Source organism: Mycolicibacterium rhodesiae (assembly GCF_002086695.1).
In the GTDB taxonomy this organism is placed as follows: Bacteria; Actinomycetota; Actinomycetes; order Mycobacteriales; family Mycobacteriaceae; genus Mycobacterium; species Mycobacterium rhodesiae.
This window is the reverse complement of record NZ_MVIH01000010.1, coordinates 131,652-143,445: the sequence shown is the minus strand read 5'-3', so window position 1 is coordinate 143,445 and position 11,794 is coordinate 131,652. Positions and strand designations below refer to the sequence as shown.

At 67.9% G+C, this 11,794-nt stretch carries 13 protein-coding genes; 6 read left to right on the top strand and 7 right to left on the bottom strand.

The features are described from left to right. Positions 1-59: 59 nt before the first annotated feature. A complete protein-coding gene (locus BST42_RS20135) occupies positions 60-1,136 on the top strand; it encodes a potassium channel family protein (protein WP_083121074.1) in 1,077 nt (358 codons plus the stop codon). A 4-nt stretch (positions 1,137-1,140) separates the two neighbouring features. Beyond that, on the top strand, positions 1,141-2,058 hold the full coding sequence (nudC, locus tag BST42_RS20130; RefSeq protein WP_237159522.1) for an NAD(+) diphosphatase: 918 nt from the start codon (positions 1,141-1,143) through the stop codon (positions 2,056-2,058). A gap of 2 nt (positions 2,059-2,060) precedes the next feature. Here nudC and BST42_RS20125 read toward each other — a convergent pair whose 3' ends face one another. Continuing rightward, entirely contained in the window at positions 2,061-2,312 is a 252-nt protein-coding gene (locus tag BST42_RS20125; protein WP_083121072.1) for a mycoredoxin, read from the bottom strand. A 54-nt stretch (positions 2,313-2,366) separates the two neighbouring features. Here BST42_RS20125 and BST42_RS20120 point away from each other — a divergent pair, with 54 nt between their 5' ends. Next, a complete protein-coding gene (locus BST42_RS20120; protein WP_083121071.1) occupies positions 2,367-4,472 on the top strand; it encodes an ATP-dependent DNA helicase UvrD2 in 2,106 nt (701 codons plus the stop codon). A gap of 1 nt (position 4,473) precedes the next feature. On the opposite strand, the gene BST42_RS20115 is transcribed toward BST42_RS20120, so the two are convergent. The 3 genes from BST42_RS20115 to tpx all read right to left on the bottom strand — a co-directional run bounded on the left by BST42_RS20115 (position 4,474) and on the right by tpx (position 6,161). Next, positions 4,474-4,905, bottom strand: a complete 432-nt coding sequence (locus BST42_RS20115; RefSeq protein ID WP_083121070.1) for a hypothetical protein — start codon at positions 4,903-4,905, stop codon at positions 4,474-4,476. A 90-nt stretch (positions 4,906-4,995) separates the two neighbouring features. Then, on the bottom strand, positions 4,996-5,436 hold the full coding sequence (locus BST42_RS20110) for a hypothetical protein (RefSeq protein ID WP_133057487.1): 441 nt from the start codon (positions 5,434-5,436) through the stop codon (positions 4,996-4,998). Positions 5,437-5,666: 230 nt separating this feature from the next. Then, a complete protein-coding gene (tpx, locus tag BST42_RS20105) occupies positions 5,667-6,161 on the bottom strand; it encodes a thiol peroxidase (RefSeq protein ID WP_083121068.1) in 495 nt (164 codons plus the stop codon). Between the two features lie 276 nt (positions 6,162-6,437). Here tpx and BST42_RS30330 point away from each other — a divergent pair, with 276 nt between their 5' ends. Together BST42_RS30330 and BST42_RS20095 are read left to right on the top strand one after the other, a co-directional pair. Beyond that, entirely contained in the window at positions 6,438-6,566 is a 129-nt protein-coding gene (locus BST42_RS30330) for a hypothetical protein (RefSeq protein WP_264049089.1), read from the top strand. A 134-nt stretch (positions 6,567-6,700) separates the two neighbouring features. After that, positions 6,701-6,970 carry a WhiB family transcriptional regulator gene (locus tag BST42_RS20095; protein WP_036340081.1) on the top strand — a complete coding sequence of 90 codons (270 nt, stop codon included), beginning with the start codon at positions 6,701-6,703 and terminating at the stop codon, positions 6,968-6,970. Positions 6,971-6,990: 20 nt separating this feature from the next. On the opposite strand, the gene BST42_RS20090 is transcribed toward BST42_RS20095, so the two are convergent. The 3 genes from BST42_RS20090 to BST42_RS20080 are packed head-to-tail and all read right to left on the bottom strand — an operon-like array spanning position 6,991 to position 10,584. Further along, positions 6,991-8,358 (bottom strand): macrolide-binding ATPase MABP-1, encoded by a 1,368-nt coding sequence (locus BST42_RS20090; RefSeq protein ID WP_110918690.1) that lies wholly within the window; start codon positions 8,356-8,358, stop codon positions 6,991-6,993. A 1-nt stretch (position 8,359) separates the two neighbouring features. Beyond that, a complete protein-coding gene (locus tag BST42_RS20085; RefSeq protein WP_083121137.1) occupies positions 8,360-9,166 on the bottom strand; it encodes a TOMM precursor leader peptide-binding protein in 807 nt (268 codons plus the stop codon). A 59-nt stretch (positions 9,167-9,225) separates the two neighbouring features. Beyond that, positions 9,226-10,584 carry a zinc-dependent metalloprotease gene (locus BST42_RS20080; RefSeq protein ID WP_083121065.1) on the bottom strand — a complete coding sequence of 453 codons (1,359 nt, stop codon included), beginning with the start codon at positions 10,582-10,584 and terminating at the stop codon, positions 9,226-9,228. A gap of 96 nt (positions 10,585-10,680) precedes the next feature. Between BST42_RS20080 and BST42_RS20075 the strand changes: the two genes are divergently transcribed. Beyond that, positions 10,681-11,703, top strand: coding sequence for a YlbL family protein (locus BST42_RS20075; RefSeq protein ID WP_083121064.1), 1,023 nt, complete (start codon positions 10,681-10,683; stop codon positions 11,701-11,703). Positions 11,704-11,794: the final 91 nt, after the last annotated feature.

Sequence of the window (11,794 nt, the reverse complement as noted above, 5' to 3'; positions counted from 1 at the left end):
ACATAATGCTGGAGTGGTGGCGCTCACGACGAGAGGGTTGGGCTTGACGACGGAGTCGCGTGGCCAAGGGTAGGTTGCGGCGCAGGCTCGAGGCGATCGACGAGAACCTGGCAGCCAAGCCCGACAGCGCACTCGTCGAATACCTGCATATCCCGGAGAAGTTCGTCAGCCCGGGCCGCCGCATCGCCCGCCGGTTGATCTACGCCCTGACGGCGCTGTTCCTGGCGGTCTTCATCGTCTACCTCGACCGGGACGGCTACCGCGACGTCCGCGACGGGCCGCTGACCTTCCTGGACTGCCTGTACTACGCCACGGTGTCGCTGTCGACCACCGGCTACGGCGACATCACCCCGTACACCGAGACCGCGCGCCTGGTGAACGTCTTGGTCATCACCCCGCTTCGGGTGGCATTCCTGATCGTGTTGGTCGGTACCACCGTCGAAACCCTGACCACGGCGTCGCGGCAGGCTCTCAAGATCCAGCGTTGGAGGAACACCGTGCGCAACCACACCGTCGTCATCGGTTACGGGACGAAGGGCAGGACGGCGGTGGCCGCGATGATCGGTGACGGTGTCGCGCCCGCCGACATCGTCGTCGTCGACACCGACCAGGGGTCGCTCGATCGGGCCAACGCCGCCGGACTGGTCACCGTGCGCGGGGACGCCAACAAGTCCGACGTGCTGCGGCTGGCCGGCGCCCAGCACGCCAATTCGATCATCGTGGCCACCAACAGCGACCCGACCGCGGTGCTGGTCACGCTGACCGCACGCGAGCTGGCCCCGAAAGCCAAGATCATCGCCGCGGTGCGGGAAGCCGAGAACCAGCACCTGCTGCGTCAGTCCGGCGCCGACTCGGTGGTGGTGTCTTCAGAGACCGCGGGCCGGTTGCTCGGCATCGCCACCACCACGCCCAGCGTCGTCGAGATGATCGAAGACCTGCTGACCCCGGACGCCGGCTTCGCGATCGCCGAGCGCGAGGTCGAGCACAAGGAGGTCGGCGGCTCACCGCGCCATCTGCCCGACATCGTGCTCGGCGTGGTGCGCGACGGAAAGCTGCTGCGCGTCGACGATCCGAATGTCGACGCCCTGGAAACCACCGACCGGCTGCTCTACGTCCGCGCCACCGGAGAAGACTGACGACGTGGCGTTCCGACTGCGTAACGTTCCGCTGCTCTCCCGGGTGGGCGCCGACCGTGCCGACCATTTGCGTACCGACGTCGACGCCGCCATCGCCGGCTGGGCCGACGCCGCGCTGCTGCGCATCGATCACCGCAATCAGGTGATGATGAGCGACGGCAGGATTTCGCTGACGGCGGCGGCCAAGCACGCCGACGCGCCGCCGCCGGATGCGGTGTTCCTCGGCCGCCTCGAGGGCGACCGCCACGTGTGGGCGGTGCGCGCCGCCCTGGAGGCGCCCGAGGAGGGTGAGGGCGAGGTCACCGATCTTCGCCGCGGCGGTCACGAGATCGACGACGTCAGCGCGCAGCTGCTGGCCTCGGCGCTGGCGCTGCTGAACTGGCACGAGCACGCTCGGTACAGCGCGGTCGACGGGTCACCGACCAAAGCGGTCAAGGCGGGGTGGTCGAGGCTGAATCCGCTCACCGGCCACGAGGAGTTCCCCCGCATCGACCCGGCCATCATCGTGCTGATTCACGACGGCCATGACCGGGCGGTGCTGGCCCGTCAGACCGTATGGCCGCAGCGGCTGTTCTCATTGCTTGCCGGGTTCGTCGAGGCGGGGGAGTCGTTCGAGAGCTGCGTGGTGCGCGAGGTCAACGAGGAGATCGGGCTGTCGGTGCGCGACGTCGAGTACCTGGGCAGTCAGCCATGGCCGTTCCCGCGGTCACTGATGGTGGGGTTCCACGCGATCGGCGATCCCGAGCAGGAGTTCGTCTTTCACGACGGCGAGATCGCCGAGGCGGCCTGGTTCACCCGCGCCGAGGTCCGTGAAGCGCTCGAGCACGGCGACTGGAGCAGCGAATCGTCGTCGAAACTGCTGCTGCCGGGCTCGATCTCGATCGCCCGCGAAATCATCGAATCCTGGGCTGCCCAGGACTAGGCCTACGACGCCAGCTTGGTCTGAACGTCTTTCAGGCTGGGATTGGTCAGCGCCGAGCCGTCGGCGAACTTCACCGTCGGGACGGTCTGGTTGCCGTTGTTGACCGACATCACGAACTTGGCGGCGTCCGGGTCGTGCTCGATGTCGACTTCGGTGAACGCGATGCCCGCCGATTTCAGCGCGGTCTTCAGGCGCTTGCAGTAGCCGCACCACACGGTGGAGTACATGGTGAGCTGGGGATCGTTGCCACTCATGGGCTCGAACCTATCTTCAGCGCCAAACGTGCAATGTCCCCACCCCCTGCCAAGATGGAGCGCATGCCGGTGACCGTCGACCATCTGAGGAGCCTCGACGACGAACAGCGCGAGGCCGTGCTGGCCGCCCGGGGGCCGTTGTGTGTGCTGGCCGGTGCCGGCACCGGCAAGACCCGCACGATCACGCACCGGATCGCGCACCTGGTGGCCAATGGTCACGTCGCCGCCGGTCAGGTACTGGCGGTGACGTTCACCTCGCGCGCCGCGGGGGAGATGCGGTCCCGGCTGCGCGCCATGGACGCGCAGAACATGGGCGCCCCGGTCGGATCGGTGCAGGCGCTGACCTTCCACGCCGCCGCGCTGCGCCAGTTGCGGTACTTCTGGCCACGGGTGGTCGGTGACACGGGCTGGCAGCTGCTGGACACCAAGTTCTCCGTCGTCGCCCAAGCCGCCAGCCGGGCCCGCTTGCAGGTCAGTACCGACGACGTGCGTGACCTGGCCGGCGAAATCGAATGGGCCAAGGCGTCCTTGATCAGTCCCGAGGGTTACGCCGCCGCGGTGGCCAAGATCCAGCGCGACATCCCGCTGGACGCCGCGAAAGTCGCGACCGTCTACGCCGGCTACGAGAAGCTCAAAGCCAACCGCGACGGCATCGCGCTGCTGGATTTCGACGACCTGCTGCTGCATACCGCCGGCGCGATCGAGAACGACGCGGCGGTGGCCGCCGAGTTCCGCGACCGCTACCGCTGCTTCGTCGTCGACGAGTATCAGGACGTCACACCGCTGCAGCAGCGGGTGCTCGACGCATGGCTGGGCGATCGCGACGACCTGACCGTCGTCGGCGACGCGAACCAGACCATCTACTCGTTCACCGGCGCCTCGCCGCGCTACCTGCTCGACTTCTCCCGCCAGTTCCCCGACGCGACGGTGGTCCGCCTCGAGCGGGACTACCGCTCGACCCCGCAGGTGGTGTCGCTGGCCAACCGGGTGATCGCGGCGGCGCGCGGCCGGGTCGCCGGCAGCAAGCTGCACCTGATCGGTCAGCGCGACCCCGGCCCGTCGCCGACGTTCCACGAGCATCCCGATGAGGTCGCCGAAGCGGCGTCGGTCGCGCGGTCGATCAAGCGTCTGGTCGAATCCGGAACGCCCGCAGCCGAAATCGCGGTGCTGTATCGCATCAACGCGCAATCCGAGGCGTACGAGGAGGCGCTCACCGAGGCCGGGATCCCGTTCCAGGTGCGCGGCGGCGAGGGCTTCTTCAGCCGCCAGGAGATTCGGCAGTCGCTGCTGGCGTTGCAGCGCGCGGCGGAGCGCGGGGCGGAAGGGCCGATACCGGAAGTCGTGCGCCAGATCCTCGAACCGCTCGGCCTGACCGACGAACCGCCGGCCGGCACCAAGGCCCGCGAGCGCTGGGAGGCTTTGACCGCACTGGCGGACCTGGTCGACGACGAGGTCGCCGCCCGCCCGCAGTTGGACCTGCCTGCACTGGTGGCCGAACTGAGGGTGCGCGCCGACGCCCGGCACCCACCGGTGGTGCAGGGCGTGACGCTGGCCTCGCTGCACGCCGCCAAGGGCCTGGAATGGGACGCGGTGTTCCTGGTCGGACTTGCCGACGGCACCCTGCCGATCTCGCACGCGCTGGCACACGGACCCGACAGTGAGGCGGTGGAGGAGGAGCGTCGTCTGCTGTACGTCGGAATCACCCGCGCCCGAATGCATTTGGAGCTCAGCTGGGCGCTCGCCCGAACGCCGGGCGGCAGGCAGGGCCGGCGCCCGTCCCGGTTCCTCAACGGCATCGCACCCCAGACCCAGGCCGAGCCGACGCCGACCCGGCCGCGCAGGCAGAAAGGCGCGACGCCGCGCTGCCGGGTGTGCAACGCGGTGCTGAGCACGGCGCCGTCAATCATGTTGCGCCGCTGCGAAACCTGCTCGGTCGACGTCGACGACGAACTCCTGAGTCAACTCAAGGATTGGCGGCTGCGGACCGCCAAAGAGCTGAAAGTGCCTGCCTACGTTGTCTTCACCGACAACACACTGATCGCTATCGCCGAGTCGCTGCCCGCCGACGACGCCGCGCTGGTGGCGATCCCCGGGATCGGGGCGCGCAAGCTCGAACAGTTCGGTCCCGACGTGCTCGAACTGGTGCGCGCCCGCCAGTAGGTCAGCGGCCGGGGCCGTAGTTCCCGGTCCGGGTGGTCGCGTTGGTCCCGTTCTCCGCATGTCCGGAGGTGCCCTGGCCGGTGTAGCTGCTGACGTCCCCGACACCTTGGCTGGCGAAGCCGCCCGGGTGGTTGGCGGTGGCGCCACCGGTATAGCTCGACGGCCCGCCCACGCCGACGCTGGCGCCGGTGCAGTGCTGGTGGCACAGGTCGTTGGACGTCGAACCGCCGGTGTAGCTCGACGGTCCGCCGACACCCGCGCTGGGTCCGAATCCGGCGCCCGTCACCGCGCCCGACTCGCCACCCGTGTCCGCAAGAGCGACCGGGGAGGCGCTCATCGCGATCGCCGCGAACAACGTGACGGAACCGACCGTCAGTACGCCTCGGTGCCGAATCGGACTGTGCTTGAGCTCATTTCGAGCTGTGAGTTCCATGTCTCAAGGATGGCTGCGGAATTCGGCCGGGTCACGGGACTCATACCGAAGACAAATGTATGCCCACGGGTGTGCCGTCGTCGGGTTCCGTTATCCCGGGCCGTAATTGACAGTCCGCGTGGTGGTGTTGGTGCCGTTGAGGGTGGTTCCAGACGTGCCCTGTCCGGTGTAGCTGTTGACTCCGCCGACTCCCAGGCTGGCTGTGTTCTGTGCATTGTTGGCGGTGGAGCCGCCGGTGTAGCTCGACGGCCCTCCGACGCCGACCGAGGCGCCTGAGCAGATGGCGGTCGTGGGGCTGCCGGTGTACGTCGATGGGTCGCCGCAGAAGCTGGAGGACGTGGCTCCGCCGGTGTAGCTGGATGTACCGCCGACTCCGAGCGACGGTCCGCCGCCTGCGCCGGTCACGGCGCCGGACTCGCCGTCGGCCGGCATCCAGTCGGGTGCCGCGGACGCGGTGAAGGCACTGCTCATCGGGATCGCCGCAGCCCAGGCCACCGCGCAGCTCGTGGCGATAATTTGCTTTTTGTTCATCTTCAGGCACCTTTCCGTTCGGTATTTAGCCGTATTGGTGTGCTAAGTGCCTGAGGTTACGCCGCTAAGGCTTCCCTTCGTTGTAATTGAGCCGTGAGCGCAACCTGGAGAACCGGTGCAGACAGCATTACTCCGCGATACCGCGGCGTTGAGCGGCGGTATCGCGGAGTTGCGTGTGAAGGAAAAAGGCTGTCAGAACGCGACGGCGGCGCCGTCGCGAAAGCCCCCTATCAACCCAGGGCGGCGACGGCGGCGTCGTAGTCGGGTTCCTGGCCGATCTCGGGAACCAGTTCGGTGTAGGCCACCTTGCCGTCGGCGCCGACGACCACGACCGCGCGACCCAGCAGGCCCGCCATCGGTCCGTCGGTGATCGTGATGCCGAAGTCCTCACCGAAGCTGCTGCGGAACGCTGACGCGGCCACCGCATTCTCGATGCCCTCGGCGCCGCAGAATCGCTTGAGCGCGAACGGCAGGTCCTTGGAGATGTTGACCACCGGTGCGCCGGTGGCCGCCGCGCGCTCGTTGAACGTCCGCACACTCATGGCGCACACCGGGGTGTCGACCGAGGGAAAGATGTTGAGCACCAGAGCTTTTCCGCTGAACTGGCTGCTGTCCAGGTCGCCGAGATCGGTGCCGGTCAAAGTGAAGGCGGGGGCCTGGGCGCCCACGGCGGGCAGGTCTCCAACGGTGTTGATCGGGTTTCCACGCAGGGTTATCTGTGCCATGGGAATTAGTTTCTCAGGACCGGCGTTGCGGCTGCTGAGCGGGTCAGCCCCGATGGCTTCGACGGATGCCCCGCCCGGATATCCGACAGGGTTGAAACCGCAGGTCAGAAAATCGCTTGTAGCGAAACGGCATTAGGGTTTAGCCTCTAAAACGAATCCTGTGCCGATCGATGGCTACAGGGCGGCGTGAGGAAGGAGGGACCGACGATGATCAGCAGCACTGCGAATTATGGCGTAGCTGCAGTCGCGCGTCGTGCGTGGTCCTTCCGTGCCGTCATGGCGACCCCCACGCACCATGCTTTCGCTGCCCACGCCGCCGGCGCGGCCGCCGCTATTTCGGCGCAGCGTAAGCGTCGCGTCAACGCCGCCCCGACGATCGCGTCCGTGGACAGGAGCTTCATCTAGGAAAGCTCCCAGACACAGCCACTGGCCACGGACCCGAAGTCAAAGGATCCGTGGCCTTTCTGGTTTCCACCCGATTCCTGGCCCGGATCCCCGAAGAGATACAGCCATTCGACCAGGAAGCAGGTGAGCGAGACATGTCGACATCGACAGTCCGCGAGGAGAAGCTGCCGGTGTTGCCGTGCCACGACGGGAATCCCGACTTGTGGTTCGCCGAGAGTCCCATGGAACTGGAGCGCGCAAAGGTGCTCTGCGGGGACTGTCCGATCCGGCGGCAATGCCTTGCCGCCGCACTGGACCGCGGTGAGCCGTGGGGAGTTTGGGGCGGCGAGATCATCGAACGCGGCAGCATCGTGGAGCGCAAGCGGCCACGGGGACGTCCGCGCAAGGACGTGATCGCGGCCTAGCGGGGTCGGGTCCGAGCCGGCTAGTGCGCCGGCTCGGGCTCGACGAATCCTGGCACGAATTTCGCCGCCAGCTCGCGAGTCGGAACATGGGCGTCGAGCTGACACGAGATCGCCACGGTGGATGCGATCACCCGCAGCGGGATTGCCAGTTTGGCAGGCAGATCCATCGCGCGGGCGGTCCTGATCTGCTCCGCTGAGACGTTCATATTCGCCGCTGCCATCTTCTGCAGCCACCGGCGGGTGTAGTGAAAGACGTCGACCTCGATGGGCTCGACGTACTGGCGCAGCATGTCGTCGATCTCGCGCACCGACACCTGCTCACCCTTCTGGATGAAGCCGACGCGTTCCATCGCGGGCAGCAGTTCGTCGTACTTCTTGTCGCGGGCCAGACAGATGATCTGGCCGATCTCGACGGGCAGTCCATCCGGCAGCGGGCCGACCGCGCCGAAGTCGATGACGCCCATCCGGCCGTCGGGCAGCATCATGAAGTTTCCGGGATGCGCGTCGCCGTGGATCATGCCGAGCCGTGCCGGTGCGTCGAAGGTCAGCTCGATAAGCCTTGTGCCACAAAGGTCTCGCTCGTCGGGCGTGCCATCCCGGATGATCTGCGCCATCGGGGTGCCGTCGATCCACTCGGAGATCATCACCTTCGGCGAGCTGGCGACCACGTGCGGCACCACGAAATGCGGGTGGCCCTGATAGGCCTTCGCGAAGGCGCGCTGATTGTCGGCCTCCAGCCGGTAGTCCAGCTCCATCTCGGTGCGTTCGATGAGCTCGTCGACCACGCCCTCCACATCGGCGCCCGGCGCGAGCTGCTTGAACACACTGACCAGGCGTTGCATGGTCTTGAGGTCGGCGCGCAGGGCCTCGTCGGCTCCGGGGTACTGGATCTTGACCGCCACCTCGCGACCGTCCGACCACACCCCCTTGTGCACCTGGCCGATGCTGGCCGACGCGACCGGCGTGTCATCGAAAGACTGGAAGCGCTCACGCCACTTGGTGCCGAGCTGACCGTCGAGGACGCGATGCACCTTCGCCGCGGGCAGCGGCGGGGCGTCCTTCTGCAGTTTGGTCAGCGCCTCGCGGTAGGGCTCGCCGAATTCCGGGGGGATGGCGGCTTCCATCACCGACAGCGCCTGGCCGACCTTCATGGCTCCGCCCTTGAGTTCACCGAGCACGGTGAACAATTGGTTGGCAGCCTTCTCCAACAGCTCGGCCTGGACCTCGTCTTTCGACTTACCGGTCAGTCGTTTGCCCAAGCCCAGCGCCGCCCTGCCGGCGAAGCCGACCGGGATGGTCGCCAGCTTGACGTTGCGGGCCGCGCGGCCTCGCTTGATGTCTGCCACCAGACCATCATCCCTGACGGCGGTCTCCTGGCAACCATGGATGTCAGCATTCACAGCGTGGATGCCGTGACCAGCGGCGAGCCGTGATCGTGTTGTTACTCACATCGACCTGCAGGGTGGTGTTGAGCGTGGTCGGGGGAGCACCTGCGGCTTCTTGTCCGCGCACCGCGGTGATGATGCGCTGCAGCTGCCCGAGCGCGACAGCGGCGGTTGCTAGGACGGTCGGACGGTCGGCGGTACCGATCACGTCTCGTAGCTGGGCGGCCACCGCGGGCCAGGCGCCGTCACGGTCGGTGCGGTGCAAATCGGCGCAGGCCAGGCAGCTCGTCACCCCGGGGATCACCAGCGGGCCGACCAGCCCGGCGCCGTCGCGCACCCGCACCGGCAGGTGCGGGACGCCGACGGTGTGCAGGTCGCGCACCAGCCGCGGATCGGCCACCAGGTAGTCGGTCAGCACGACGATGTCGGCGCGGGCCGTTGACAGCGCGGCGCCGGTGTGGCTGGTCTGGGCGATCCGTGCTCCGGAACAGCGCAATGCCTCGATCAGGAGATCGGACAGGGGGCCGTGGCCGTGCACCCGGATCGACAGTGCGCGTGCAGCGGTGGGGCGGGCCCGGCCGCGGACGACGCCGCTGGTCTCCAGTGCGGCCAGCAGCTGGTCGAGGTCGTCGGCCAGCCCGTGGGTGGCGGCCAGTCGCTGCAGCTCGGACTTGCTGAGCGGAACCTGCATGCCGCGCAGCAGGCCGGCCAGCGCGGTGGGCGTTACGCCGTCAGGCGGGCGAACCAGCACGGCGCGGCGGGGATCCCAGCCGACCTGCACCGCGTCGTCGGGTCGCAACAGAACCGGCATTGCCGGGTCGAGCGCGTAGAGCACCTGCCGACTGTGGCACCACGAGGGCGCCGCGCGGCTCAGCTATCCACAGGCCCGTCGTCGTCCTTCTTCTCGTCGGCTTCTTTCTGGAACTCCGCGATCGCCGAGTCGATGTCCAAGGCACTGGTGTCGCCGCCGATGATCCGGTCGATGAAGCCGGCCGGTTCGTCGAGGTCGGCGGAGCTGGGCAGCAGGTCCGGGTGCTGCCAGACGGCGTCGCGCGCGTCGATGCCGACGGCGTCGGTGAGCCGCTCCCACAGCACGGCGGCCTCGCGCATCTTGCGGGGCCGCAGTTCCAGCCCGACCAGCGTCGCGAAGGTCTGTTCCGCCGGTCCGGCGGTGGCCCGGCGGCGCCGCAGCATCTCCGAGAGCGCGGCGGTGCCGGGAATGCGCTCACCGAGCGCGGCGGTGACCACGGTCTGCACCCAGCCCTCGATCAGCGCCAGCAGGGTTTCCAGCCGCTCGAGCGCCGCGGTCTGCTCCGGGGTGGCCTTCGGCTCGAACATGCCCTGGCTGAGCAGCTGTTCCATGGCGGCCGGGTCGGTCAGTGCGGCCGGGTTGATGCCCTGCGCCAGCTCCTCGAGGCCGCTCATGTCGATCTTCATGCCCTTGGCGTAGGCCTCGACCGCATTGAGCAGCTGGCTCGACAGCCACGGCACATGGCTGAACAACCGGTGGTGAGCCGCCTCGCGGGCGGCCAGGAACGTCATGATCTCGCTGCGCGGCTGCTCAAGGCCCTCGGACAGGGTCTCGATGGCCTCCGGCATCAGGGCGGCCACACCCGTCGGCCCCAGCGGCAGACCGATGTCGGTCGACGTCAGCACTTCGCGCGACAGCTTTCCGAGCGCCTGGCCGAGCTGCGAGCCGAACGCCATGCCGCCCATCTGGGTCATCATCGCCATCAGCGGCCCGGCCATCGCTTTGGCTTCCTCGGGCAGCGACTGCGCCCACACCGACGAGATCTGCTCGGCCATCGGGTCGCACAACCGCTTCCAGCGGTCCAGCGTGCCGTCGACCCAGTCGTTCGGGGTCCACGCGACGGCTTTGGTCGCCCCGGCGGGCAGCGCGGTCGCGCCGTCGAGCCAGGTGTCGGCCAGGTGCACGGCGTCGGCGACGGCGGTGCTGGTGGCGGACGGGATGGGCGCGACGAAGCCGATCGAGCTCGACGCCAGCTGGCGGGCCACGTCGTAGTTGACCGGTCCCGAGCCGCCGGCCATCGGGTTGCCGGCGCCACTGAACATCTGGCCGAGCTTGGTGAAGATCTGACCGAGGTCGGCCATGTTGAAGTCGCCGCCGGCGAAGCCGAACGGGTCACCGGGGCCGGGGTTCGGATCCTTTTTCGGCTTGTCGCGGTCGGGGTCGTCTCCCGCGGAGAAGCCGAAGGGCAGGTCAGACATGTCTCAACCGTACTCATGCTGGGTCGCGGGCGGGTAACCGGCGATCACGCTGTCAGTGAACCGAGGCCGCCAGGGGCTCCGGTTAACCTTGGCGGCGTGAACAGGCGGATTCTGACGCTGCTGACGGCGCTCGTACCGATCGTCGTCTTCGGCGTGCTGCTGGCGGTCGTGACGGTTCCCTTCGTGTCGCTGGGCCCGGGACCGACGTTCAACACGCTCGGTGAGGTCGACGGCAAGCAGGTGGTGGCCATCGACGGCACCGAAACCCATCCCACCTCGGGGCACCTCAACATGACGACCGTCGCCCAGCGCGACGGCCTGACGCTGGGGCAGGCGCTGACCCTGTGGGTGTCGGGCCGTGAGCAGCTGGTCCCGCGGGATCTGGTGTTCCCGCCGGACAAGTCGCGCGAGGACGTCGAGAAGGATCAGGACGCCGACTTCAAGCGGTCCGAGGACAGCGCGGAGTACGCGGCGCTGGGGTACCTGAAATATCCGTCGGCGGTGCGGGTGGAGAAGGTCAACGATCCGGGGCCGTCGGCGGGCAAACTGCAGGACGGCGACGCGATCGACGCCGTCGACGGTAAGCCGGTAGCGAATCTTGCGGAGTTCACCGCGCTGCTGAAGGCCACCAAACCGGGCCAGGAGATCGCTATCGACTACCGCCGCAAGAACGGCCCGCCAGGCGTTGCGCGAATCACCTTGGGCACCAACCAAGATCGCGACTACGGCTATCTCGGGGTGGCGGTGCTCGACGCGCCGTGGGCGCCGTTCAAGATCGATTTCAATCTGGCCAACATCGGCGGCCCGTCGGCCGGTCTGATGTTCAGCCTCGCGGTCATCGACAAGCTGACCACCGGCGATCTGAACGGATCGAAGTTCATCGCCGGTACCGGAACGATCAGCTCGGACGGCAAGGTGGGCCCGATCGGCGGGATCACCCACAAGATGCTGGCCGCTCAGGAGGCCGGCGCGAGCGTGTTCCTGGTGCCCGCCGAGAATTGCGATGAGGCCAAGTCCATGCGTGACGACGGGATGGAGTTGGTGAAGGTCGACACGTTGAACACCGCGGTCGATTCGCTGCATACGCTGACCTCCGGTGGGCGTCCGCCCAGCTGCTAGCTCATTGCTGCAGGACCGCATGGTTCTTGCGATGCGTAGAGTTGTGGCCGTACTGCTGCCTCGGCGCGGCGCGGCCGCCCGACAAGACTCA

Excerpts from the sequence above, each read along its gene's own strand:
- BST42_RS20110 (WP_133057487.1), bottom strand. The coding sequence starts at position 5,436 with ATGAACAAAAAGCAAATTATCGCCACGAGCTGCGCGGTGGCCTGGGCT.
- BST42_RS20125 (WP_083121072.1), bottom strand. The coding sequence starts at position 2,312 with ATGAGTGGCAACGATCCCCAGCTCACCATGTACTCCACCGTGTGGTGC.
- BST42_RS20120 (WP_083121071.1), top strand. The coding sequence starts at position 2,367 with ATGGAGCGCATGCCGGTGACCGTCGACCATCTGAGGAGCCTCGACGAC.
- BST42_RS30330 (WP_264049089.1), top strand. The coding sequence starts at position 6,438 with ATGGCGACCCCCACGCACCATGCTTTCGCTGCCCACGCCGCCGGCGCG.
- tpx (WP_083121068.1), bottom strand. The coding sequence starts at position 6,161 with ATGGCACAGATAACCCTGCGTGGAAACCCGATCAACACCGTTGGAGAC.
- BST42_RS20115 (WP_083121070.1), bottom strand. The coding sequence starts at position 4,905 with ATGGAACTCACAGCTCGAAATGAGCTCAAGCACAGTCCGATTCGGCAC.
- BST42_RS20085 (WP_083121137.1), bottom strand. The coding sequence starts at position 9,166 with ATGCCGGTTCTGTTGCGACCCGACGACGCGGTGCAGGTCGGCTGGGAT.
- BST42_RS20095 (WP_036340081.1), top strand. The coding sequence starts at position 6,701 with ATGTCGACATCGACAGTCCGCGAGGAGAAGCTGCCGGTGTTGCCGTGC.
- BST42_RS20080 (WP_083121065.1), bottom strand. The coding sequence starts at position 10,584 with ATGTCTGACCTGCCCTTCGGCTTCTCCGCGGGAGACGACCCCGACCGC.